This is a genomic window from Flavobacterium weaverense, from assembly GCF_003688495.1.
Classification (GTDB): domain Bacteria; phylum Bacteroidota; class Bacteroidia; order Flavobacteriales; family Flavobacteriaceae; genus Flavobacterium; species Flavobacterium weaverense.
Genome location: NZ_REFH01000012.1, coordinates 1 through 24,957, shown reverse-complemented (window position 1 = coordinate 24,957; position 24,957 = coordinate 1). Strand labels below are relative to the sequence as shown.

Sequence of the window (24,957 nt, the reverse complement as noted above, 5' to 3'; positions counted from 1 at the left end):
AAAAAATAAATAATGACATTCACAGAATTTATAAAACATCTTACTAAAGAGCAGGTTGATACTTGGTGGGAATCTATAGTTTTAACTGAATTACCAGAAAACACAAAAGAGCATGGTTGGAAGTATAATCTTTCTAGGAACGGAAAAAGTTTAGCATTCAAATGGGGTGTTTTACAATTAGCGAAGTTTTATAATACTGATTTAGATTCTAACAGTTTTAGTTCAAATGACTCAAGCCGATATAGTTTTTGCGAAGCTTTTGATTTTGAAATTGAGGAAGAATTGGTTTATGTTGAAGAAGAGAAAATATCTTTTATTTCGTTCCATAGCAGATTAAAACAAACACAAACTGTATTTCAAGACGCTATAGATTATTTACATAAAATTACTGTAAGTAATAAAGTCAATCCCTATAAAATAAGGATGGCTCTTCGCAAATCTAACAATCAAATGATGGTGATTATTGGTATGAGGGCGGTATTCTCATACAGTGAATTAAACGGTAAGGTTTTAATCGGTTTGATACTAGATGAAGGTCTGCTAGAATATTGTAAAGAAAGCTTAAATTTCATTTCTGCTGAGTCTTTCAAAGGAAGCGTAGGTTCGAAAGTTCTTGTTAGTATTGAAGTTTCTAATTGGTCTGAAATACCTTTAAAAATTTTAGAAGCAAATACAGTAGAGATTCTAGCTGAATATAATAAGGTAAAAAATACTAAAAAAGCTACATGGAACTTTTCAGCAAATACTACAAATGGAGTTTTAAAATATTTAATTTTCAAAGGCGAAAATGTTGCACAATGGCTACAAAATAATGAACCCATAAATTACTGGATATTTCAAGGTAATCCTAAGGAGTACGATATTGTCAATTCATTACAAGATAGTGCATTGAAAACTTGGAGGGTTAAAGCACATAGAGATAAAATAAAGAAAGGAGACAAAGTAATTCTTTGGGCTGGAGGCAAAAACGCAGGAGTTTATGCACTAGCAACTATAGATTCAGAAGTTGCAATTATGTCCGAGCCTGAAACTGAAAAGAAGTATTACAAGGATCAAGCAATTTATGAAGATAAGGAGAGAGTACATTTAAAAATAGATTATAATCTTTATGATCAGCCTATTTTAAAATCAGTTTTAGAACAGCTTGAGTGGTTTTCTAAAATGAAAGTTGGAACTCAGGGAACTAATTTTTCTTCTTCTAAAGAAGAATATGATTCTATTTTAAAACTGGTCACGAATATGAATAATGCAGATAGCAACGAAATAGTTAAAGAAGATGTAAAAATGCAGTTAAATCAAATTCTATATGGTCCCCCTGGAACAGGAAAAACGTACGAACTTCAAAAAAAGTTTTTTGACAAATTTACAGTTAAAGAAACTTCATTAAGTCGTGAGCAATTTTTAGAATCAAAAGTAGCTGATTTAACTTGGTGGCAAGTAATTAGTATAGCTGTTTTAGATGTAGGTAGTGCCAAAGTTAACGATATTTATGATCATGAATTTGTTCGTATAAAAGCGAAATTATCATCTAGCAAAACGGTTCGTCCTACAATATGGGGGCAATTACAAAGCCACACTATTCTAGATTGTCAGTATGTAAATGTGACCAACCGTTCAGAACCTTTATTTTTTAATAAAGATGAAAATTCTGAATGGACTATTAACTCTGAATTGCTAAATCAATTTTATCCCGAAGCAATTGAGTTACTGAAAATCAGTAAAAATTATAATCCAATAAATAATAAAGAGATAAAAAACTACGAATTTGTGACCTTTCATCAATCTTTTAGTTACGAAGATTTTATTGAAGGAATCAAACCGAAATTGGAAGATGGCGAAAGTGATTTGAGTTATGAAATTAAAGATGGAGTTTTTAAGAAATTATGTTTGAGAGCAGAAGCTGACCCAAATACTAATTTTGCCATTTTTATTGATGAAATCAATAGGGGAAATGTATCCGCTATTTTCGGGGAACTAATCACTTTAATCGAAAAAGACAAACGTATAGGTGAAGAAAATGAATTAAGGGTAAAGCTCCCATATTCTAAAACTGAATTTGGAGTTCCTTCTAATCTTTATATTGTAGGAACAATGAATACTGCCGATAGAAGCGTTGAGGCTTTAGACACTGCATTAAGACGTCGTTTCTCATTTACGGAGATTATGCCCGAACCTGAATTATTAAAAGAAATTTTATTTAATGGGTTTAATTTAAAAGAAGTATTAGCATCGATTAACGATAGGATAGAATTATTACTTGATCGAGATCATACTATAGGCCATTCCTATTTTATGAAAGTTGATAGCTTTGATATAGAGGAACTGCTATCTGTTTTTAAAAATAGTATTATTCCGTTGTTGCAAGAATATTTTTATCACGATTATGAAAAGATAGCTCTGATTTTAGGTGAAGGTTTTATTAAAGTAAAAGAAAATAAGAACGTCAAATTTGCTTTTACTAACGAATTTAGTCAACCAGAATTTTCAAAACAATTTGAATTGATTAAAAATATTGAGAATATTGAAGATGCTATACTATTACTTTTGAATAAATAATGATTAATAGAACTCCAAGAATACAAGTTTTTGAACACAATTCCCTGCATTATGGAATGGATTATAAAGGTGTGTCTTTTAAGGAAAAGCATTTCAATGCTTTAGTAAAACTAAACGAATTACATGATAATAAATATTTTACAGTAATTCATAAAGGATTAAAATTCAAACATTTTGTAGGTGTTATTCAAGTGGATGGTTTGACTATTGAAATTCTTCCTAAAATTGACAATAACAAAGGAGATGAAAATGTTTGGCAAGGTGCTTTAATAGAAATGCTGAGAGTTACTAAAAAACTCAAAGTAAAAAAAGTAGGAGAAGCTAACGTTAATAAACAAAACATACACTTGCTTGATATTTATTTTGAGTGGTTTTTGAGTGAAGTACAGTTACTAGTTCATCAAGGATTAATCAAACAGTATTACAAGGAAACCAGCAACGTAAAAGCACTAAAAGGTAAACTGGAATTTGCAGGACATATAAGTAAGAATCTAGTTCATAAAGAGCGATTCTACACTACGCATCAGGTGTATGAAAAAGATCATTTGGTTCACCAGATTCTTTTTCAAGCATTAAGTATTGTGGAGCAATTGTCAAAAGGAAATTATTTGTACAGCAAATGTAAAACCGTGCAATTAGATTTTCCGGAAGTGAAAACGATAGCTGCAAATGAAGCTACCTTTACTAAAATTCCTAAATCTAGAAAAACTGCTCCTTATGAAACCGCTCTGACGATCGCTAGATTAATTATTTTAAATTACGCTCCTAGCGTCTCTAGTGGTTCTGAGCGCATGTTAGCTTTGCTATTTGATATGAACTCACTTTGGGAGGAGTATGTTTTAATTCGATTAAAACAAGCAGCTAAAGACGTCAATATTTATGGGCAGCAATCAATTATTTTATGGAACGGAATCACCATTCGTCCTGATATAGTTATTGAAAAGGGTTCGGAAAAATATATTATTGACTCGAAGTGGAAAAATATAGATTATGGTAAACCTTCAACTCACGATTTAAGGCAGATGTATGTTTATAATGAGTATTGGGGATCTAGAAAGGCAATGCTGCTTTATCCCTCTAATTCTGGTTTTTTTGAACAAAAAGATTTTATCTCCTTTGAAGCTATTAATGGAAAAGACGCTAATCATTGTTGCGCTTTAGGTAAGATATCAATTTTTAAAAATATTGAAGGTAAAGATATTTTAGATGAGAGAATTGGAGCAAACATTCTAGCTTGGTTTTGTGGAAATGACTCATCTATACTCGCTGAAATCGAAAGTCCTGCTTAAGTTAAATTACCTGATGAGGTAGATTGAGTTATGCTAAAAAAAACCTCTATTCGCTGCCTACGATAGCGCCGAACTTTCAGAATATAAGCCCGTAAAAGAAAATTCTATACAAATCAAAACCCAAAACCGCAAATCCCGATCCTTCGGGAAATCTCGTTTTGGGTTTATATTCTTTAGGAAAGAAGCTCGGACTTGCAGTGAATAACGAGAATTGAAATCCTGAAAAAAATATTTAAAGCTGCAGATAAAGCTAATTCTTACCTTTTCTTACTGGTTTAAAAAGTCGCTTTTTACTTCCCTATGCAAAAGTTTGCAAATATATTTCCTAATAATTCATCATTGCTAACCTGTCCAGTTATCGTCCCGAACTGATACAACGCTTCCTTAATATCAAGCGCCATTAAGTCGCTAGAGAGATTTACTTCCAGGCCGTATTTGACTTTCTGAATTTCGTCTAATGCTTTTAGTAAGGAGTCGTAATGTCTTGTATTAGTTACAATTGTCTCATTATTTCTTAGAGCACCAGTATTTACAAAAGATAATAATTGAGTTTTTAATTCTTCAACGCCTAAATTTTGTTTTGCGGAAATCATTTCAACAATTACATTCAAAGGTTGGAGCTTATTTTTAATTTCAGCAACTTCTGCGTCTGATAATAACTCAATTTTATTGATTACAACAACTAACGGTTTTAACGGGAATTGATTTTTTATTTTTTCAATCTCAACTACGTATTCAGAACTTTGAGATTTGAATTTTAAACTTTCAAAAAGATATAGAACAACTTGAGCTTGTTCGATTTTCTCAAAAGTTTTACGGATTCCAATGCTTTCCACAATATCCTGTGTTTCACGAATTCCTGCTGTATCGATAAATCTAAATCCGATTCCACCAATCACTAATTCATCTTCGATCGTGTCACGAGTAGTTCCAGCAATTTCCGAAACGATGGCGCGCTCTTCATTTAATAAAGCATTCAAAAGTGTTGATTTACCTACGTTTGGTTCGCCAACAATCGCAACCGGAATTCCGTTTTTGATTACGTTTCCTACGGCGAAGGAATCAATCAGTCTCTTTAGAACAAATTCAATTCTGTTTAATAATTCATGAAATTGTGCTCTATCGGCAAACTCTACATCTTCCTCGGCAAAGTCTAATTCGAGTTCTATCAACGAAGCAAAATTCAATAGCTCTTCTCTTAATTTGGCTATTTCGTTAGAGAAACCGCCACGCATTTGCTGCATCGCGATTTGATGCGACGCTTCATTGTCGGATGAAATTAAATCTGCTACAGCTTCCGCTTGTGATAAATCTAATTTTCCATTAAGAAAAGCTCTCAATGTAAATTCACCTGGATCTGCCATGCGACAGCCTTTTCGTAGCAATAATTGAATGATTTGCTGCTGAATATAGGTAGAGCCATGACAAGAAATTTCAATTGTATTTTCTCCTGTATAGGAGTTAGGGCCTTTAAAGAGTGAGACTAAAACCTCGTCTAAAGTTTTGGTCCCATCCATAATATGGCCTAAATGCAACGTGTGTGTTTTTTGAGTAAGTAACTCTTTATTTTTTACCGATTTAAAAACAGAATTTCCTATTGTTATAGCATCTTTGCCGGAAATCCGAATAACGGCGATTGCTCCCGCACCTGAAGGTGTTGCAAGCGCTACTATGGAGTCATTAGGTATCATAAATAATTTAAATTTTACACAAAAGTAAGGAAATTTGGTGTCACAACAAGACTTGCGTGAGACTCCTCCAACAATATTTATTTGTTAAATTAAGACTAAACTGATAATTATCATTCTATTTTGATTTATGTTTCGTATTTTTAAATAAATAATTGATTTACAATAAATTAAAGATATGTCAAAAAAAATTCTATTTCCTACAGACTTTTCAGCTGCTTCTAAGAACGCATTTACTTATGCATTAAAACTAGCGGACGCTATTCAAGCAGAAGTGGTTACCATACACGTTTATCAAGTTCCGCAAGCTAATTTTGTAAATGCTGCTGAGTATTTGCATGAAATGTACGATGTGACGGAGTTGAGTAATTTTGAAAATTATAAAGATGAAGTTCCAGCGTTGCGAAAGATTGCCGACGAAAATAATTTAAATCATATTAAAATTAACCATGTTTTAATATCTGGTAATTTAGTTCAGGAAGTGAAAAAAATGACTGATCTCGGAGATTATGATTTTGTAATCATGGGAACAAAAGGAGTGACTAGTTTAAAAGAAACTTTCTTTGGTACCAATGCTACGCAAGTAATGAATGAAATTAAAACTGTAGTTATTGTTGTTCCTGAAAACTGTGTTTATCAGCCTGTTAAAAAAATACTTTTTCTTACGCAATATAAGGAGGAGGATACCGAACCTTTTAAAACAGTATTGTCTCTTGCTCACACTTTTGGGGCGAGCATCGATTGCTTACACATCGTTAATCCTGACAAAAAGAACGTAGAGAATAGCAAAGAACAATGGAAAGCATTAGTCGAGGATAAAGAAGTAAATTTTAATTCGATTACAGGAGATGATAAGGAAGGAATTGCCATTGAATACATCGAATCAAATCAAGTAAGTATGGTTGGAATGCATGTTTATCATCGAAATTTCTTTGAAAAACTATTTGAAATAAGTCTTTCTAAAAAGTTAGCTTTTCATATTAATATTCCTATTTTGGCTATTCATAAATAAAAAGGTTTGCTAAGTAAGAAGCAAAAAAAAATTCTAAGTCCTATTTGATTAAATTCTAAAATTAAAATTAAAATGAAAAAAATATTATTCCCCACTGATTTTTCTGATACTGCAACTAATGCTTTTGTGCACGCTTTAGAGTTTGCAAAGAAAGTTAACGCTGAAATTATTTTACTACATACATTTGATCTTCCGCCTGTGAATGACCAATATTTTCCTCAAAATTATGGTCAGATTTACGAATCAATAGAACTTTCTCAATTTGAAATGTTTAAAAGAGAAATTCCAAAATTAAGAGCTATAGCTGAAGAACGTAATTTGGACAAAATAAAAATGTCTCACCGATTAATGGTTGGTGATTTACTGCCAAATATAAAAGATGCAATTAAAGAAGATGACATTGACTTTGTGATAATGGGTACTGCAGGAGTTGCAGGTTGGGAAGCTTTCTTTGTAGGAACCAATACGGGCTCTGTTATTACAGGAATTGATATCCCAATGCTTTGTGTTCCCGTTAAAGCAGAATTTAAGAAAATAGATATTATTGGGTTTACTACACGCTTTAGACATAAAGATAAAAAGGCGCTGAAAATGGTCTTAAAAATTGCTAAAAAGACTAAAGCAAAAGTGAAATGCTTATATGTAAGAACAAGTGATTCTGATGTGACAAAAGAAACTATAGATAGATGGGAAAAAGAATTTGCTGAAGATCCAATCGATTTTTATGTAGTTGAAAATGATGATGTTCAAGAAGTTATTGTTGATTTTGTTATGTATAAAGAGGTTGATATGTTAGCGATGCTTACTTATAAGAGAGGGTTTTTTGAAAGAATATTTAATCCTAGTTTAACTAAAAAAATAGCTATAAATAATGAGATTCCTATTCTTGCGATTCCTATCGAATAGTACTTATTCTAATATAATTTTCTATTAACGTTTTCGAATTAATAGACGGTGCAATTTTTAAAATTACGTTGATTTAGAGGATGTTTAGTACTATACCTATTCCTCCTAATTAGTTTTAGAATTATTACAATCGAAATCTTTATTAAGTATTAAATTTGAATTTTTCCGTTGCCATTGACTTTTGAATTTGATTATATTTGTAAGTCATTAACAATAGCAATGGAAATTTACAAAACAAAAAAAGAAGATTATTTAGTTCAATTGAATTCAATTAATAAAAAGTACAATAGTATAAGTTTTTTAAGGCTTATCTCTATTGTACTTTTTTTTGTTTCAATATATTATTTTGTTAAAACTAATGACATCTTATATGTAATTGCTTCTATTTTGCTTTTCGTAGCATTTATTGTTCTAATGAGAGTTCATTCCAAATTACTTGTAAAAAGGCAAATTATACAAGCCTTGTTAAAAATTAACGAGGATGAGCTGATCTATCTTGAAAAAAAGAAAATCCCTTTTGAAAACGGAATTGAGTTCAACGATTTTCAGCATCCGTATGCTTATGATCTAGATATCTTCGGTGAACATTCATTATTTCAAAATATGAATCGTACCGCTACTTTTATTGGTAAAAAAACTCTGGCAGAACAGCTTTTAATAGCGTCGTCACACGAAGATATTATTAAAAATCATAATGCAGTTAAAGAGCTTACTGAGAAATTAGATTGGCGTCAGGAATTTTTAGCTTTCGCCAAAGTAAGCGATGATAGTAAATCTAATTACGAAACGCTATTGAAATGGAGTGTTTTTAATAGTAAGCCTTTGTCTAAGTTTATAGTTTTTATATCCTACTTTTCACCAATTCTTTTTTTACTTACTTTAATTGCATATTTAGTTACTTCTAATACAATCTTTGCCTCTGTACTTTCTTACTTATTCGTTTTGAACTTAGTAGTTTTGGGTATGTTTATGAAAAGAATTCAAGCTGAAATTGCTAATTCTTCTAATATTGACAAAACGATTCATCAGTACAGTATGTTGCTTAGAAAGATTGAGGAAGAAAATTTCGTTTCAGAGAAGCTAATTAGTTTGCAGCAAAAATTAACCTTTAAAAAAGAAAACGCAAGTGTCCACTTCAAGCAACTGTCGGGTTTGTTTTCAAATATGGACACTATTGGCAACTTAATTACAGCGGTACTTTTTAATGGAACCTTTCTATTTAATTTACATGTTTTTAAGTCTTTGGTAAAATGGAAGACAGATCACGCCGAAGCATTAAGTGAATGGATGGAAGTTATTGGAGAATTTGAAATGATGAATAGCATTGCGAATCTAGCTTATAATAACCCAAGTTTTGTTTATCCAACATTGAATAGCAATTTCGAAATAGATTTTGATAATTTAAGTCATCCTTTATTGAATGAGAATAGTAGAGTAGGAAATGGCGTTACGTTTCACCCAGAATCTTTTATGATTTTAACTGGTTCTAATATGTCTGGAAAAAGTACTTTTTTGAGAAGTTTAGGAATCAATATGGTTTTAACAGGAATGGGAGCTCCAGTATGTGCCAGTCGTGCAAATGTTCATCCACTACCTGTATTGGTTTCAATGCGTTTATCTGACTCGTTGTCTGATAGCGAATCCTACTTCTTTGCTGAAATTAAACGCTTAAAGCAAATTATGGACGAGTTGGAACAGCAACCTGCATTTGTTCTATTAGACGAAATATTAAGAGGAACAAACTCAGATGATAAACGAAATGGAACTATTGAAGTAGTGAAAAAAATAATTGCTAAAAAAGCTATTGGAGCAATTGCAACTCACGATATCGAAGTTTGCTTAACAACTAATGATTACCCAAATACATTAACTAACAAGTGTTTTGAAGTCGAAATTATTGATAATGAGTTACACTTCGACTATAGATTACGCAACGGAATTTGCAAAAATAGAAGTGCTTCATTTCTAATGAAAAAAATGGGAGTGATTTAGATTTTTTTTTAAAACTACAATCCACATATTTTAACGTGTTATTACTTTCTCGGAAATATTGAATAACATTATCCCGAAGATTAACAAGTAACATATTTACTATAGAACTGTATTTATTCCTTTTGTCACGCTGGAAGCTTCTCAATAATAATGCGAAAATTAATGGAGATTACTGCTGATTACTTATTATAAAAATCACAATTTTAATTATTCCATTTGTCACGCTGGAAGCATCCCTACAATACTTGAGCAACTTAATTGAGACGCTTCCAGCGTGACAACTATAAGGTGAAAAAAGTATTTGTTATTCCTTAGGACGTTAATTACTAACCTCCATTTTTAAGAACGTTTTACTTAACAACCTGCTCATTTTGTCATAATTGAAGCGTCTGACCATAATTGACCAACTTAATAAAGAAGAATATTGATTAATAATAGTACTCATCATAATTTTATTTATTCCTTTTTTTCAAGCTGGATGCATTCCTACAATACTTGAGCAACTTAATTGAGACGCTTCCAGCGTGACAATTAATAGAAAAAATTCTATTTTTTATTCCTCACTACGATAATGACTAATCTCCAAATTAAAGTGTGTTTTGACTTAACTAACTACTCGTTTTATCACGCAAGAAGCGTCTCGCCACTATTGATCAACTTTATTGAGGTCTCTATTAAGTAATAATAGTATCCATCACAACTTTATTTAATAAACTTGTCACGCTGTAAGCGTCCCTACAATTTTGAGCAACTTAATCGAGACGCTTCCAGCGCGACAACTACAAGTAAAAAAAAAATTTTACTTATACTAACAAAATACCTTTAAACTTAAAAGTAATAAAAGCAAAAATCCGTTTCGAGAAATCGAAACGGATTTTTTAAATATAAAAATGGTTTGGTTAATAGCGTATTTTGATAGCTTGAAATTTTTATTAGCTATTTAACATTACTGGCATTACAAGCATAGTAACTGTTTCACCTTCTTCTAAACCATCAACAGGAGTTAGAATTCCAGCTCTGTTTGGTAAAGACATTTCTAGCATGATCATATCAGACTGCAAGTTAGTCAACATTTCCGTAAGAAAACGAGAATTATAACCTATTTGCATATCATCACCTTGATAATCACAAGTCAATCTTTCTTCAGCTTTATTTGAATAATCAATATCTTCAGCAGAAACATTCAATTCAGCACCAGCAATTTTTAATCGAATTTGGTGTGTTGTCTTGTTCGAAAAGATAGCTACACGTCGTACTGAACTCAAAAATTGAGAACGGTCAATCATTAATTTATTCGGATTTTCCTTTGGAATAACTGCTTCGTAATTTGGATATTTACCGTCAATTAAACGACACATTAAAATGTAATTGTCAAAAGAAAAAGTAGCATTCGAATCGTTATATTCGATTTTTACTTCCGCATCAGAAGTTCCAAGAATATTCTTTAAAATATTTAATGGTTTTTTTGGCATAATAAAATCAGCCACTTGAGATGCAGTAACATCAGTTCTAGCATATTTTACTAATTTATGAGCATCAGTTGCTACAAAAATTAATCCTTGTGGTGAAAACTGGAAGAAAACTCCAGACATAACTGGACGTAAATCATCATTTCCAGCGGCAAAAATAGTTTTGCTTATTGCTGTTGCTAACACTTCAGCAGGAACAAGTGTTACAGATGGATCGTCTAGATTAACCGACTTTGGAAATTCATCTCCAGGAGCGTATGCTAAAGCATATTTACCAGAATTAGAACTAATTTCAATTGTACTATTTTCTTCAACAGTGAATGTTAATGGTTGCTCCGGAAAAGTTTTAAGGATTTCCAAAAGTAATTTTGCAGGTACAGCAACACTTCCTTTGCTTTCAGAATCAATACTTAAAGTTGCAGACATTGTAGTCTCCAAGTCAGAAGCTGAAACTGTTAATACACTATGGTCTAATTCAAATAAAAAGTTATCTAGAATAGGTAAAGTATTACTACTGTTGATAACGTTACCTAATACTTGCAATTGCTTTAATAAGTACGAACTTGATATTATAAATTTCATCTGTTTTGTTTTATTTTTTAACGTATTTATTTAAATTCTAAGTACGATACATTTTACAAATATATCGTAAACTATCCTAGTTTGGAAACTTTTTTATTAACATCTATTTACTATATTTTCTCTTACGAAGAAAAGTAAAAACAACTCCAAAAAGTGCTAAAATGACTATTGGTAGTCCGATAGTTATGAATTGTGTTCTCGTATAATTTTGGTAAACCTTTTCTTTATCAAGCAAAGCCAAGTCTAAATCCTTGCTTCGAATGTTAATAAGTCCACTGTCATCTAGCAAATAATTGACGCAATTAATTAGAAAGTCTTTATTATCATATAAATTCCCAGATCTTTGATCGTAACCTAGTTCCACAGGCTGAAAGTTCTTATCTAACTGATTTCTTATTAAATCACCATCTGCAATGACAATCATTTTGTTCGTTATTCCTTCAGGTTTAAAAGTTTTTTGTTCGAATGGTAAAACTCTATTTTCATACATAGAATGGAATTTACCTTCCAATAAAACAGAAAGTGGAATATTACCTTTATTTAAATAGTCTTCAGGTGTGGTTTCTTCCGTTACATTACTTAAATTGATCTCTGTAGGAGTTCCTATTCTTTTCGAATAAGGTGAAGATTGTAATAAAATAGTTTTTTTAATACCATTCTTTAAAGTGTCAATAGCATTGGCAAAATCAAATTTAATTCCTCCTAAGCTTTTCACAATTGGATGATTACTATTTGGATATACTTGCGGTGCAAATTTCCAATTAAATTGCTGATATTGAGTTCCACTTCCTTGCTCTCCAGTTGCTAATTTTATAGGGCTTCCTTGCTCATCTTTGATAATGTCAGGATTAATTCTGATTCCATACTTAAAAAACATGTCATTTAAATTCAAATCACGAGGATATGCTAAAGTAATTCCAGAAGGATTGTATAAACTATCCATCTCTGCAGAAACTTGGTCAATTAACCACAAAGTTTTGCCGCCGTTGATAATATATTGATCGAGCACTTGCTTTTCTTCATCCGAAAAAGGTTCCGTTGGTTTAGCAATTACAGCAAGGTCATACTTTTGTAATGCCTCTAAACTTCCAATAGGGTTTTTAGCAACTGAATCTAAAGTAAAAGGTCCAATGTGATAACTCTCGCGAACTTGCAAAAGAAATTTAGCCATCAAAATATCCTGCAACTCTCCATTTCCCTTTAAAACTGCTATCTTTTTTTGTTTTGCTTTAGTAATTTTATTCAAACCATCTGCAATAGAGTATTCCAGATGCTGCACAGAACCAATTACTTTTTGAGTAGTGGAAGCGCCCATAATGTTTTTAAGCAATGGAATATTTACCTCTTTATTGTTATAAATGGCAATTGCCCAAGGAAAAACCATCTCTTGAGACTGTTTTCCTTTGTCATCAACTGTAATATTAATAGGAGTAAGGCCTTTGCGATATAACTCTTTAATTTGGTCCATGCTTTCGTCTTTGTTTTCCAATGGATCTACAAATTCGAAAATTATATTTTTATTGTACGCTTGAAATTCCTCTAATAATTGCTTCGTTTCTTGCTGTAAGCGCTTAAACTCAGCAGGTAAATTACCTTGCATATATACTTTGATAAACAAAGGATTTTCTACTTGTTCGATAATATTTAAAGATGTTGTGGAAAGTGTGTATCGCTTATCGTTTGTTAAGTCAAAACGATGGAAGAACGAACTTCCCACTGCATTGATAAGTAACAAAGCAACGATAATAATCGCAACTGATTTCAGGTTATTCTTTTTAGCTGTTTTCATTACGATTTAAATGATTTAAGATTAAAAACCGTAAAAGAAAGAAATGCTACACTTACACTTGAAAAATAAATAATATCTCTTGTATCTAGGACGCCTCGACTCATGCTTTTATAATGATCTTGCATTCCTAATGAAGCTATAAAATTTGAAATCGTTGGAAAAACTGTCCCTGAACCTTCGAATCCAAAATAAAGAAAAAAGCATAAAAAAACAGCAATGATGAATGCAACTATTTGGTTTTCAGAAAGAGTAGAAGTAAATATTCCAATTGCTGAATAACTTGAAATAAGAAATAGTAATCCAAAATAAGAACCTATTGTGCTACCCATATCAATATTGCCTTCTGGCATTCCTAAGCTCGAAATCACCCAAACATATATGAATGTTGGAATGATTGCCATTAAGATAAGCAATAGAGCGCCAATAAATTTGCCATTTACTATTTGCCAGATGCTTAAGGGCTTAGTTAATAATAATTCTAAAGTTCCTTGTTTTTTTTCATCCGAAAAACTGCGCATGGTTACAGCAGGAATTAAAAATAGTAATATCCATGGAGCAAGCGTAAAAAACGGAGTCATGTCAGCGAAACCAGTTTTCAAAATATTATATTCCCCTTCAAAAACCCATAGGAATAGGCCATTAATAATTAGAAAAATGGCGATTACTAAGTATCCAATTGGCGAACCAAAAAACGACTTAATCTCTCTTAAGACTATTGATTTCATATTATCAGTGCGAGGTATGACGTACTAACATCCTCTTTATAAATTGATTCTTCTAAATTTTGTCTTCTAACTTCTAAATCTTTAGATTTTGAATTAAACTTTATTGTCTTATTCTAAAGAAGCTAGTTTATCAACACTCCAAGCTTCTGGTTTATCATTGAACAACTTTTTAGTGAATGACCAAACTTCTTTAAAAAGTTCCGAATTTCTGTAATTTTCTAGGTCTGCTTCAGTTTCCCAATAGCTGTAGGTAAAAAAAATACATTTATTATTCTTGTCTTGAAATAACTCTAAGAAACGATTTCCAGACGCATTTCGTATTTTTTGCTTATTCAACTCAAAATTTTCTAAAAAGGCAGGGATATTTTCTTCGTGGAAACTCAATTTTACAATTCGTACAAACATTTGATTGCTATTTTTTAATTCGTAAAGGGATACTTTACGATTAGTGATTTAAAATGATAAAGAAAACAATTAGCTAAAAATGATATTAATTATTGATCTGTGATTTAGTCCAAGTAAACTTGCAGCGCAACCTGTTGTGGCCGGATTGCTTCGAAAGATGGCAATTTCGAGAAAACCTGCTTCATTAAAAATAGCTAATTTTTCTCCTTCATACGACTTTATGGGATAAATTTCAGAAGTTGCAATTGCGGAATAGCTAGGCAAAATAGTTTTTATATTCTTTGTTTTTAATTCAATTTCGTAAGGTCTTCCTTTTGCGATTTCGATAAAATGTTTTTTAGAAATATTAGTGATAACATTCCCAAAATGATCAATGTAAATTACATTTCCTTTTAACGAATTTCCGTCGGCTGCTGCAACAGCATTTAGTGTGGTAACTTCTTTAATGGAATTAATTTCTTTACCAATGATATTCATTAATCCACCTTTAGATAAATGGCAGGCAACTTTTACAAAAACATCTAAGTCAGCTGAGCCACTTGGCAATCGATCATGTATGTTTATCGCTACAATCTTTTGGGGCACAATTTTTTGCGAAAGCATGCTTAAAATACCATTATCAGCAGCTATAAAATAATGATCGTTCCATTGCATCACTATATGCTTGTTTTCTTTATTATGTTCCATATCGACTCCAATCAAGTGAACTGTACCTTTTGGAAAACTTAAATACGAAGCACTTATAATGTAACTCGCTTCTACTGTATTAAATGGATCTATCTCATGTGAAATATCAATAATTTTAGCCTCGGAATACTCGGATAAAATTTTACCTTTCAGCGCACCCACAAAGTGATCCTTCAAGCCGTAATCCGTAGTTAGAGTAATTATTGACATAAATTTGTTTATAACTATTAGTTTTTTTTAATCCTAAATTTTATTAAATTTGAGATGTGCAAAGCTAATAATAGTAAATTCAAAAAAGCAAAAAACAAAACACTAATTCAAATTAATATCATAATTACTAAATTCAATTTAATTTAAAACAACTTCATTTGAACGAAAGGATAATTGAGCTCATAGACATCGCTCCAAAAGAATTTTGGGGTGCTCAAGACACTCATCTTGAAACGATAAAAAAATATTATCCTAAACTAAAAATTGTCGCTCGGGGAACAACTTTAAAAGCTTTTGGCGAAAAGGAAGTCCTTGACGAATTTGAAAATAGGTTCCAGCGCTTGATGCTTCATTTCACACGTTATAATAATATTGACAACAATGTAATTGAACGTGTTATTTTAGGTGATGTTCAGGAAGACAGGAAATTTCAAGGACACGATAAAATTTTAGTGCATGGAGTAGGAGGAAAGATTATAAAAGCAATGACTCCCAATCAGCAACTACTCGTGGATACTATGGAAAAGAACGACATGGTTTTTGCCGTAGGTCCAGCGGGAACTGGTAAAACGTACACTGGAGTTGCTATGGCTATTAAAGCTTTAAAAGAAAAACAGGTAAAAAGAATTATTTTAACTCGCCCCGCAGTTGAAGCAGGAGAGAATCTAGGTTTCTTACCAGGAGACATGAAAGAAAAATTAGATCCGTATATGCAGCCATTGTATGATGCATTACGCGATATGTTACCAAATGAAAAATTAGAGGATTACATTCTTAAAGGAGTCATTCAAATAGCGCCTCTAGCATTTATGCGTGGTCGAACATTGGATAATGCTTTCGTGATTTTAGATGAAGCACAAAACACTACGCATTCTCAGATGAAAATGTTTTTAACTCGAATGGGTAAAAGTGCTAAATTTATGATTACTGGTGATCCAGGTCAGGTAGATTTGCCTAGACGAACTATCTCTGGCCTTAGAGAAGCATTATTAATACTAAAAGATGTCGAAGGAATAGGAATAATTTACTTAGATGATAAGGATATTGTTCGTCACAAATTAGTCAAAAAAGTGATTGATGCTTACAAACAAATCGAAAATAATGAATAGAAAAAAAGGCTTTGAAAAAAGCCTTTTTTGTTTTTATAACCTAAATAGTTTTTAATCAGAAAATCGAACTCCAATTAGTAAATTCTAAATCGGATAATTTATACTGATTTAAACTGCTAATAAAAGCAGAGTAGGCATCCATAAAAACTGATTTTAATTTGCAATTTTGCGATTTAAATATACATGGTTTAGCGTCACAATTAACTACAGGCGTTTCATCTTGTTCTAAAAGATGAATTAAATCGCCTACAAGAATTACTTGTGCTTTAACAGCTATTACTATTCCACCGTTTTTACCTCTTTTAGTTTCAACTAATTCATTATTTGCTAAAAATTGAACCACTTTAATTAGATGATTACGAGAGATTTTAAATGTAGCTGTGAGCTCATCTAATGAACTACGCTGATCGTCTTCTTTTTGATTTAAATACATCAATACGCGCATGCTAAAATCAGTAAAGTGGTTCAGTTTCATATAACAGTATTAATTAAGACTTAATAATTGAGGGCCAAATTCTTCATAAAGTATATTTTCTCTATCGACACCAAGGCCAACCAATGATTGATACTGTACTTTTATGAATATTGCAGGTCCGCAAATGTAATATTTTGCATCTTTAATTAAAATGTCTTCCTTTATTTGTTGTAAGTCTATTCTACCTTCAAAAGCATTCGTTTGAGTGTCGGGTAAAGTTTCATAAAACACGTACGATTTCAACCACGTTTTTTCATTGTTTAATTCTTCAATGGTATCTTTAAAAGCGTGGACATTTTCGTTACGACAACTATGAATCCATATCGTTGGATTCTGCTGAAGCGCATTTTTGTTAGTTTCCACCATACTCATCATTGGCGTAAGCCCAACACCACCACTTAACAAAACTAAAGGATTTTTGGATTCTGGATCTGCGTAAAATAATCCAGCAGGAGCACTTACTTCTAATTCATCACCTACTTTTTTATTATGCAAAGCATTAGAAACAATTCCATCTGGGTTTGCTTGCCCAGTTTCTTTTTTAACTGAAATTCTATAAAACTCATTATTAGAATTTGAAGATAAACTGTATTGTCTAGGTTGTTTATGCCCGAGTTCCGGAATGTAAGTGCTTACTGAAATATACTGCCCAGGAAAAAAATCGGCTATTTCTTTTTCGTCCGCTGGTTTTAGATAGAAAGAATTGATCTCCGCACTTTCTGATACAATTTTAGCAATTTTAAAAGATCTCCATCCTTTCCAACCTCCTTTTTTTTGACTATTTTTTTCATACATAGCAGCTTCAATACCGATCATTATGCTTGCTAATTCATTGTAGGCACAAGTCCAAGCTTCGATCAAATCTGAATTTGCATCGGCACCTAAAACTTCAATAATAGAATTGATAAGATGAGTTCCTACAATATCGTACTGTTCTGGAGTAATATTCAAGCTCACATGTTTATTACCAATTGATTTTAAGGTATTTATTAGAACTGAAGGATCATCGATATTTTCAGCGTAGGCGAGTACAGCACCTGTTAAAGCATTATGTTGTTTACCACTAGCTTGGTTAGCCATGTTAAAAATATTTTTTAATTCAGGACTATTGGTCAGCATTCTCTGGTAGAAGTAAGAGATTAAAGCATTTCCATTTGTTTTTAATATTGGAACTGTACTTTTTACTAATTCTTTTTGAATTGAATTCATGTGATTAATTATTATTGATTTAATACAAATATAAGCCACAATAGATAATTGTTGTATATTAAATACAACAATATAAACGCTTTTATTATGCTGATACTAATTTGTGAAATATAAAGGTAAATATGCTGTATATTCTATTTTAATTTCCCAAATCTTGTTTTTAAAAGTTAAATTAGATTCCCGCCTTACAAACTAAAAAGCAATCGTTGTTATTCTCTAATAAATTGAATAAATTTGGAATTAATAAAAAACAGAGTTACCCAAAAAATGATTTTAAAAGAAAAAATTAAAGTTGTCATTACTGATTTAGATGGAACTTTACTCAACTCAGACCACAAAATTTCAGACTATACTAAAACTATATTTAAAGAATTACATAAAAAGAATTATCTGCTAATCGTCGCAACAGGTCGTCATCACCTGGATGCGCAAGCAATTGTTGCAACATTGGACTGCCCAGTATATTTAGTAACTTCAAACGGTGCAAGAATCCACTCTCCAGATAATGAACTTCTTTTTTCTGTGGATATGAAAAGTGAGTTGGTCAAAGCAATTTTTGATTTAGAAATTGACGCTGAAATTACATCCGTTTTATTTAAAGAAGATAAGTGGCAAACCAATCATAATAACGATGCGTTGAATAGTTTTTCAAAAGAGTCGAAATACTTGCCTGAAATTGTAAATTTTGAATCTTTAGAAGATTTTAGCGCAATTAAAATTTTCTTCACTCATGACGATCATCAAAAATTAGTTGAATTGAAAGACAAAATTTTACACACTTATTCTGATCTTTTCTGTCATGCATTTAGCCTCCCGTTTTGTTTGGAATTTATGGATAAATCAGTTAACAAAAGTGTAGCCATTGAAAAAATTTTACAATTAGAAAAATACGCTTTTGAAGAATCCATTTCCTTTGGAGACGGTTTTAATGATGAAGAAATGCTTAAATCTGCAGGAAAAGGGCTGTTGATGGGAAATGCACCTCAAAGTTTAATTGATACACTTCCACATTTAGAACAAATTTTATCAAACGATAATGATGGAGTCGCAACGTATCTATCGCAACAATTACTTACTAATTAATAATAAAAAGCCAACATCTATTAATCCTCTTATAATATGACAAGAAAAATAATCCTATCCTTTTGCGTTTTGTTTTCAATCACAGTTCAAAGTCAAGCACTCAAACTGAAAGAAATAATGAAAGGTAACGCCTTTATAGGTGAGCAGCCGGAAAATCAAAGATGGTCTCTGGACGGACAAAAAATATATTTTGATTGGAATCCAAATAATGAATTGGGAAACAGAACCTATTTTTGGAAAAACGGACTTTCTAAACCTGAATTAGCAGATCAAAATGAAGCAGCTTTTTCCAAATTAGATTTTAAAAAATCCTCAAATCCAGATTTATATTACTACGTTGATAAAGGAAGATTATTTTCGTATTCGTTAAAAACGAAAAAATCTAAAAAGTTATATCAGCAAAGTAGCCCGATTTCTGGTTTACAAATAGGTGCAGAAGCTGGTGTATTATACTTTAGACAAAATGAAAATCTATTTCAATTCAATTCGAATGAAGGATCTGTAATTCAATTGACAAATTTTAGAAAAGGAAAAGGAGAGGATACGTCAAAGGAGCAAGAATCATTTTTGAAAACACAGCAGAAAGAATTATTTCAATTTGTGAGAGACCAAGATGATTTAAAAAAGTGGAATCTAGCTAATTCAAAGGCTACGAAATCGGATTTTCCAAAGCCTTTCTACTACGGAAAATATAATTTTGGCAGTTTGAAAGCAAATCCAAAAGGGAGTTTTGCCACTTTTAGATTGATTCAAGACGTGGAACGTAAAAATGAAAAGATGGAACTTTTTATAACAGCGGATGGTTACAACGAGATTGAAGATACTAAAGAAAAAGTTTCGACGGCTAATTTACTTACTACTAAATTTGGTATTTATAACGTTGCAAAAGATTCTGTTTATTTTGTTAATTTTTCAGCACTGAGTCATATGCAAGATGTTCCCAAATATCTTGAGAGCTATGAAAAATCTAAAACTATTGAGAAAAAAGATAAATTGATTGTTGTTCAAGAACCTATGTATAATGAAAGCGGTTCATTAGCTGTCGCTGAAATCAGAAGTCAAGATAATAAAGATCGATGGATTGTAAGTTTGAATTTAGAAAATGGTACATTCCAAGAAATTGAGCATCAACATGATGAAGCTTGGATAGGAGGTCCTGGAATTCCTTCAAACTCTTATGGACGAGGAACACTTGGTTTTCTTGGAGATAACGAAACTATTTATTTTCAATCAGAAGTAACAGGATATTCACATTTGTATTCATACAATTTAAGATCTAAAGCAAAAATTCAATTGACGAAAGGGAATTGGGAAGTTCGAAATGTCACTTTAGCAAAAGATAAAAAGTCGTTTTATTTAACCACTAATACAACGCATCCAGGAAACAGGAATTTTTACAAAATGGATGTTTCCAATGCTTCAATGCAACCTATTTTAACAAAAGATGGTGCAAATGAGGTGAGTCTATCTCCGGATGAAAAAACTTTAGCAGTTAGATATTCCTATAAAAACAAGCCTTGGGAAATGTACTTTGCTACAAATAAAGTAAATACTTCACTTAAACAGATAACAAATTCCACATCTCATAATTTTGAAGCTTATGCATGGCGTGAACCAGAAGTAATCACTTTTAAAGCGCAAGATGGAACAGATGTTCATGCTCGCATTTATAATCCTGATACTAAGAACGCTAATAAAGCAGCAATAATTTTTGTACACGGTGCTGGTTATTTACAAAACGCCCATAATTACTGGAGTAGTTATCATAGAGAATACATGTTTCATAATTTACTAACTGATTTAGGATACACGGTTCTTGACATCGATTACAGAGCGAGTGATGGTTATGGACGTGATTTTAGAACAGGTATATACCGTTTTATGGGTGGAAAAGATTTAACAGATCAAATCGACGGTAAAAATTATCTCGTTAAAAATTTAGGTATCGATAACGATAGAGTAGGTATTTACGGTGGTTCATATGGCGGTTTTATTACGCTAATGGGAATGTTGACTACTTCAAAAGAATTCGCTTCTGGCGCAGCTTTGCGTTCCGTAACTGATTGGGCTCATTACAACCATGGATATACTGGAAATATTTTGAATTTTCCAGAAACTGATCCAGATGCTTACAAGAAAAGTTTACCAATTTATTTTGCCGATAATCTGCAAGGAAATTTATTGATGCTTCACGGAATGGTTGATGATAATGTCGAATACAAAGATATTGTTCGAATGTCGCAGCGATTCATTGAGTTAGGCAAGAAAAATTGGAGTCTCTCATCCTTTCCTGTGGAGGCACATGGTTTTAAAGAAACCTATTCTTGGGTTGATGAGTACAGCCGTATATTAGATTTGTTCAATAATACGCTGCTTAAAAAGTAGATCATTTATTAAAAGTAATATTTGATTAAAAGTTTAGCTTTTTTTTGACACGAATTTGACGAATTAGCACAAATGGCAATGATTATTAAAAATTAACTACTCTAATTTTAATTGGAAAATAATTCTTGTAATAGTAAATACACAAAATTCATGATTTCCTTCTAATTCGTAGCTAAATTCTATTTTATTAAAACCACTAGGTTTGGTCAGAATAATGTTTCAACAATTTTGTGTATCTCTTTGAAAGAACCTATTTTTGCAAAAAATAACAACACAACAACTAAAACCGTAATGAGTAATACAATCACAACAACCGACTTTAACTTTCCTAATCAAAAATCAGTTTACAGGGGAAAAGTGAGAGAAGTTTACAATATTAATGATGATCTTTTAGTAATGGTGGCTACAGATAGGCTTTCAGCTTTTGATGTTGTTTTACCAAAAGGAATTCCATACAAAGGTCAAATCTTAAATCAGATTGCTACTAAGTTCATGGAGCTTACTCAGGATATAGTTCCAAACTGGTTGATTGCAACTCCAGATCCTAGTGTTGCTGTTGGTCACTTATGTACTCCCTTTAAAGTAGAAATGGTAATTCGTGGTTATTTATCAGGACACGCTTCCCGCGAATACGCTCTTGGTAAAAGAGAAATATGCGGAGTGACAATGCCAGAAGGCTTGAAAGAAAATGATAAATTTCCAGAGCCTATTATCACGCCGACAACAAAAGCAGATAATGGAGAACATGATGCTGATATTTCTAGGGAAGCTATATTATCACAAGGTATTGTAACAGAGGAAGACTATCTGGTTTTAGAAAAATACACTAGAGATTTGTTTCAAAGAGGAACTGAAATTGCTGCAAGTCGCGGTTTAATTTTAGTTGATACCAAATATGAATTTGGAAAAACTAAAGAAGGAGTTATTGTTTTGATTGATGAAATTCATACACCAGATTCTTCGCGTTATTTTTATGTAGAAGGATATCAAGAAAGACAAGATAAAGGAGAAGAACAAAAACAATTATCTAAAGAGTTTGTACGTCGCTGGTTAATAGAAAACGGCTTTCAAGGTTTAGAAGGACAACAAATTCCTAATATGACTGATGAATACATTGAGACAGTTTCGGAGAGATATATTGAATTATACGAGAATATCCTTGGAGAGAAGTTCGTAAAAGCGGATATTTCAAATATTAATGAGAGAATAGAAAAGAACGTTGTAGCATATTTGGCAAATAGATAATTTGCAATCCGCACTTTAAAAACTAGAAAAACTGCAATTCAACTTATGAATTGCGGTTTTTTTTTAGCCCCGATAGCAGTGGAAATCCTTTATTTCCTGAGTTTTTTCAGGAAGTAAAGATTGCAACGAATAGCGGGATTAGCTCCTAAAATTACTTAAAATAAGAAAAAGTATCCTCATTCTCTAATTTTAGTAAAGTCTCATAAATAAGTTTAATTACATTTTCAACATCATCACGGTGAACCATTTCAACTGTGGTGTGCATATAACGTAAAGGCAAGGAGATTAATGCTGATGCAACTCCACCGTTACTATAAGCAAATGCGTCAGTGTCAGTTCCAGTCACGCGAGAGGACGCTAACCGCTGAAAAGGAATTTCATTAACCATTGCCGTTTCTAGTATTAATTCTCTCAAATTATTTTGAACTGCCGGAGCATAAGTAATAACTGGACCTTTCCCTATTTTAGTTTCTCCTTCAATTTTCTTATCGATCATTGGAGTAGTCGAATCATGACAAACATCAGTAACAATCGCAACGTTTGGTCTGATCGTTTTTGTAATCATCTCAGCACCTCTTAATCCAACTTCTTCCTGAACAGAATTAGTGATATATAAGCCAAAAGGGAGCTTGATTTTATTCTCATGCAATAATCTCGCGACTTCGGCAATCATAAATCCACCCATACGATTGTCTATAGCACGACAAACAAATTTATTTTCGTTTAAAATCATAAACTCGTCAGGGTAGGTGATTACACAACCAACATGCACACCCATTTTGTCAACTTGTTCTTTAGTTTCACAACCTATATCAATGAACAAATTATCTATTTTAACGATTTCTTCTTTCCCTCGGTTACGCGTGTGAATAGCTGGCCAGCCAAAAACACCTTTCACAATTCCGTTTTTAGTATGAATGTTTACTCTCTTTGATGGTGCAATTTGGTGATCTGAACCACCATTTCTTATCACATAAATTAGTCCATCGTCAGTAATGTAATTAACATACCAAGAAATTTCATCTGCATGACCTTCAATAACTACCTTGTACGGGGCGTCAGGGTTAATAACTCCTACAGCCGTTCCGTAGGTATCAGTAATAAAAGTATCTACGTATGGTTTTAAATATTCCATCCATAATTTCTGGCCTTCAGCCTCAAATCCTGTTGGAGATGCATTGTTTAAATATTGCTCTAAAAATGTGATAGAGGATTCTTTAAGTATCGATTTTGTGCTCATAAAATATTTTTTTGCTAATTTATAACTTTGGCATTACAGTTGCGTATATAATGTATAATTTTGGCAATTAAAATTTCATATATGAACCTATTTAAATTCTTGTTCTTTTTTGTTTTGGGCTTTAGCGCTATGAATGCACAAGTTATTCCTCAAGACACTACAAAAATGGGTTATGAATTACAAGATGATGACCTTATATTAAATGATACAATTCAATTGCCCGAGATTCTAATTCATAAAGAAAAAATGGATCCCGAAGCGAGAAAGCAATTCCTAATTCTTCAAAACCGTGTTTACGTTACTTATCCCTATGCGAGATTAGCTTCAGAAAGATTAGTCAATCTCAATAAAGGAATGATGAATCTAAAAAGTAATAGAGAGAAAAAAAGATATTTTAATATTGTTGAAGGCTATTTGAATAATGAGTTTGAAGCTAAACTAAAAAAACTTTCTCGAAGCCAAGGGCGAATATTAGTAAAATTAATCCACAGACAAACTGGCCAAACAACTTTTGAATTAGTAAAAACTTTGAAAAGTGGATGGAAAGCATTTTGGTCAAATACTGCAGCAAGTGTATTCGATATTAACTTAAAAACTAAGTATGCTCCCTACGAAGTAAATGAGGATTATTTAATTGAGACCATACTGATGCGAGGATTTGAATCTGGAAGACTATTAAACCAAAAGACTGCTGTTCCCATAGATTATGATAATCTTAATGACGCCTGGTATTCAAAAGCGCAAAAAGCAAAATAAATTTCTTTTGGGCGTTACCGTTTATAAAAAAAGAGCCTGTTACCAGAAAAGGTAACAGGCTCTTTTTTTATAAAGGGTCGGGCTATTCGCTTCAAGTCCTCGCAAAGTTTTGTTTCACTTCACTTTGCTGTGGGCTATCCGCTGC

19 protein-coding genes are annotated in these 24,957 nt (G+C 32.0%); 10 read left to right on the top strand and 9 right to left on the bottom strand.

Annotated features, from left to right (window positions below):
• The first annotated feature begins 12 nt into the window (after positions 1-12).
• Complete coding sequence (locus tag BC961_RS14795; protein WP_121926358.1) at positions 13-2,556, top strand: AAA family ATPase; 2,544 nt, start codon at positions 13-15, stop codon at positions 2,554-2,556.
• Positions 2,556-3,845 (top strand): McrC family protein, encoded by a 1,290-nt coding sequence (locus tag BC961_RS13325; protein WP_245980948.1) that lies wholly within the window; start codon positions 2,556-2,558, stop codon positions 3,843-3,845. Before BC961_RS14795 ends, BC961_RS13325 begins: the two co-directional genes overlap by 1 nt.
• Positions 3,846-4,135: 290 nt before the next feature.
• Here BC961_RS13325 and mnmE read toward each other — a convergent pair whose 3' ends face one another.
• Positions 4,136-5,536 (bottom strand): tRNA uridine-5-carboxymethylaminomethyl(34) synthesis GTPase MnmE, encoded by a 1,401-nt coding sequence (gene mnmE, locus BC961_RS13320; RefSeq protein ID WP_121926357.1) that lies wholly within the window; start codon positions 5,534-5,536, stop codon positions 4,136-4,138.
• A gap of 175 nt (positions 5,537-5,711) precedes the next feature.
• Here mnmE and BC961_RS13315 point away from each other — a divergent pair, with 175 nt between their 5' ends.
• The 3 genes from BC961_RS13315 to BC961_RS13305 all read left to right on the top strand — a co-directional run bounded on the left by BC961_RS13315 (position 5,712) and on the right by BC961_RS13305 (position 9,443).
• A complete protein-coding gene (locus BC961_RS13315; protein ID WP_121926356.1) occupies positions 5,712-6,545 on the top strand; it encodes a universal stress protein in 834 nt (277 codons plus the stop codon).
• A gap of 72 nt (positions 6,546-6,617) precedes the next feature.
• Positions 6,618-7,451, top strand: a complete 834-nt coding sequence (locus BC961_RS13310) for a universal stress protein (protein ID WP_121926355.1) — start codon at positions 6,618-6,620, stop codon at positions 7,449-7,451.
• Positions 7,452-7,670: 219 nt separating this feature from the next.
• Positions 7,671-9,443 carry a MutS-related protein gene (locus tag BC961_RS13305; RefSeq protein WP_121926354.1) on the top strand — a complete coding sequence of 591 codons (1,773 nt, stop codon included), beginning with the start codon at positions 7,671-7,673 and terminating at the stop codon, positions 9,441-9,443.
• A 932-nt stretch (positions 9,444-10,375) separates the two neighbouring features.
• On the opposite strand, the gene dnaN is transcribed toward BC961_RS13305, so the two are convergent.
• The 5 genes from dnaN to BC961_RS13280 form a co-directional block, all read right to left on the bottom strand.
• Positions 10,376-11,494 (bottom strand): DNA polymerase III subunit beta, encoded by a 1,119-nt coding sequence (gene dnaN, locus BC961_RS13300; protein WP_121926353.1) that lies wholly within the window; start codon positions 11,492-11,494, stop codon positions 10,376-10,378.
• Positions 11,495-11,597: 103 nt separating this feature from the next.
• On the bottom strand, positions 11,598-13,283 hold the full coding sequence (gene gldG / locus BC961_RS13295) for a gliding motility-associated ABC transporter substrate-binding protein GldG (protein WP_121926352.1): 1,686 nt from the start codon (positions 13,281-13,283) through the stop codon (positions 11,598-11,600).
• Positions 13,283-14,008, bottom strand: coding sequence for a gliding motility-associated ABC transporter permease subunit GldF (gene gldF / locus BC961_RS13290; RefSeq protein WP_121926351.1), 726 nt, complete (start codon positions 14,006-14,008; stop codon positions 13,283-13,285). The genes gldG and gldF overlap by 1 nt, the downstream gene beginning before the upstream one ends.
• A gap of 108 nt (positions 14,009-14,116) precedes the next feature.
• Positions 14,117-14,413, bottom strand: a complete 297-nt coding sequence (locus tag BC961_RS13285; protein WP_121926350.1) for a putative quinol monooxygenase — start codon at positions 14,411-14,413, stop codon at positions 14,117-14,119.
• A gap of 69 nt (positions 14,414-14,482) precedes the next feature.
• Positions 14,483-15,310, bottom strand: a complete 828-nt coding sequence (locus BC961_RS13280; protein ID WP_121926349.1) for an SAM hydrolase/SAM-dependent halogenase family protein — start codon at positions 15,308-15,310, stop codon at positions 14,483-14,485.
• 158 nt (positions 15,311-15,468) lie between these two features.
• On the opposite strand from BC961_RS13280, the gene BC961_RS13275 reads away from it, so the two are divergent.
• Positions 15,469-16,419, top strand: a complete 951-nt coding sequence (locus tag BC961_RS13275; protein WP_121926348.1) for a PhoH family protein — start codon at positions 15,469-15,471, stop codon at positions 16,417-16,419.
• Positions 16,420-16,474: 55 nt separating this feature from the next.
• Here BC961_RS13275 and BC961_RS13270 read toward each other — a convergent pair whose 3' ends face one another.
• Together BC961_RS13270 and hmpA are read right to left on the bottom strand one after the other, a co-directional pair.
• Positions 16,475-16,894: an Rrf2 family transcriptional regulator gene (locus tag BC961_RS13270; protein ID WP_121926347.1), complete on the bottom strand. Its 420-nt coding sequence runs from the start codon at positions 16,892-16,894 to the stop codon at positions 16,475-16,477.
• A gap of 9 nt (positions 16,895-16,903) precedes the next feature.
• Complete coding sequence (gene hmpA / locus BC961_RS13265) at positions 16,904-18,103, bottom strand: NO-inducible flavohemoprotein (RefSeq protein ID WP_121926346.1); 1,200 nt, start codon at positions 18,101-18,103, stop codon at positions 16,904-16,906.
• A gap of 267 nt (positions 18,104-18,370) precedes the next feature.
• Between hmpA and BC961_RS13260 the strand changes: the two genes are divergently transcribed.
• The 3 genes from BC961_RS13260 to BC961_RS13250 all read left to right on the top strand — a co-directional run bounded on the left by BC961_RS13260 (position 18,371) and on the right by BC961_RS13250 (position 22,816).
• Positions 18,371-19,186 (top strand): Cof-type HAD-IIB family hydrolase, encoded by an 816-nt coding sequence (locus BC961_RS13260; protein ID WP_121926345.1) that lies wholly within the window; start codon positions 18,371-18,373, stop codon positions 19,184-19,186.
• A 36-nt stretch (positions 19,187-19,222) separates the two neighbouring features.
• A complete protein-coding gene (locus tag BC961_RS13255) occupies positions 19,223-21,571 on the top strand; it encodes a S9 family peptidase (protein ID WP_121926344.1) in 2,349 nt (782 codons plus the stop codon).
• Positions 21,572-21,862: 291 nt separating this feature from the next.
• Positions 21,863-22,816, top strand: coding sequence for a phosphoribosylaminoimidazolesuccinocarboxamide synthase (locus tag BC961_RS13250; protein ID WP_121926343.1), 954 nt, complete (start codon positions 21,863-21,865; stop codon positions 22,814-22,816).
• A 151-nt stretch (positions 22,817-22,967) separates the two neighbouring features.
• Here BC961_RS13250 and BC961_RS13245 read toward each other — a convergent pair whose 3' ends face one another.
• Positions 22,968-24,056: a M42 family metallopeptidase gene (locus BC961_RS13245; protein WP_121926342.1), complete on the bottom strand. Its 1,089-nt coding sequence runs from the start codon at positions 24,054-24,056 to the stop codon at positions 22,968-22,970.
• An 81-nt stretch (positions 24,057-24,137) separates the two neighbouring features.
• On the opposite strand from BC961_RS13245, the gene BC961_RS13240 reads away from it, so the two are divergent.
• Positions 24,138-24,812, top strand: a complete 675-nt coding sequence (locus BC961_RS13240; protein ID WP_245980946.1) for a DUF4294 domain-containing protein — start codon at positions 24,138-24,140, stop codon at positions 24,810-24,812.
• Positions 24,813-24,957: the final 145 nt, after the last annotated feature.

Bases quoted from the DNA above. Each gene is read 5' to 3' on its own strand.
- BC961_RS14795 (WP_121926358.1), top strand. From the start codon at position 13: ATGACATTCACAGAATTTATAAAACATCTTACTAAAGAGCAGGTTGAT.
- BC961_RS13325 (WP_245980948.1), top strand. From the start codon at position 2,556: ATGATTAATAGAACTCCAAGAATACAAGTTTTTGAACACAATTCCCTG.
- mnmE (WP_121926357.1), bottom strand. From the start codon at position 5,536: ATGATACCTAATGACTCCATAGTAGCGCTTGCAACACCTTCAGGTGCG.
- BC961_RS13315 (WP_121926356.1), top strand. From the start codon at position 5,712: ATGTCAAAAAAAATTCTATTTCCTACAGACTTTTCAGCTGCTTCTAAG.
- BC961_RS13310 (WP_121926355.1), top strand. From the start codon at position 6,618: ATGAAAAAAATATTATTCCCCACTGATTTTTCTGATACTGCAACTAAT.
- BC961_RS13305 (WP_121926354.1), top strand. From the start codon at position 7,671: ATGGAAATTTACAAAACAAAAAAAGAAGATTATTTAGTTCAATTGAAT.
- dnaN (WP_121926353.1), bottom strand. From the start codon at position 11,494: ATGAAATTTATAATATCAAGTTCGTACTTATTAAAGCAATTGCAAGTA.
- gldG (WP_121926352.1), bottom strand. From the start codon at position 13,283: ATGAAAACAGCTAAAAAGAATAACCTGAAATCAGTTGCGATTATTATC.
- gldF (WP_121926351.1), bottom strand. From the start codon at position 14,008: ATGAAATCAATAGTCTTAAGAGAGATTAAGTCGTTTTTTGGTTCGCCA.
- BC961_RS13285 (WP_121926350.1), bottom strand. From the start codon at position 14,413: ATGTTTGTACGAATTGTAAAATTGAGTTTCCACGAAGAAAATATCCCT.
- BC961_RS13280 (WP_121926349.1), bottom strand. From the start codon at position 15,310: ATGTCAATAATTACTCTAACTACGGATTACGGCTTGAAGGATCACTTT.
- BC961_RS13270 (WP_121926347.1), bottom strand. From the start codon at position 16,894: ATGAAACTGAACCACTTTACTGATTTTAGCATGCGCGTATTGATGTAT.
- hmpA (WP_121926346.1), bottom strand. From the start codon at position 18,103: ATGAATTCAATTCAAAAAGAATTAGTAAAAAGTACAGTTCCAATATTA.
- BC961_RS13260 (WP_121926345.1), top strand. From the start codon at position 18,371: ATGATTTTAAAAGAAAAAATTAAAGTTGTCATTACTGATTTAGATGGA.
- BC961_RS13255 (WP_121926344.1), top strand. From the start codon at position 19,223: ATGACAAGAAAAATAATCCTATCCTTTTGCGTTTTGTTTTCAATCACA.
- BC961_RS13250 (WP_121926343.1), top strand. From the start codon at position 21,863: ATGAGTAATACAATCACAACAACCGACTTTAACTTTCCTAATCAAAAA.
- BC961_RS13245 (WP_121926342.1), bottom strand. From the start codon at position 24,056: ATGAGCACAAAATCGATACTTAAAGAATCCTCTATCACATTTTTAGAG.
- BC961_RS13240 (WP_245980946.1), top strand. From the start codon at position 24,138: ATGAACCTATTTAAATTCTTGTTCTTTTTTGTTTTGGGCTTTAGCGCT.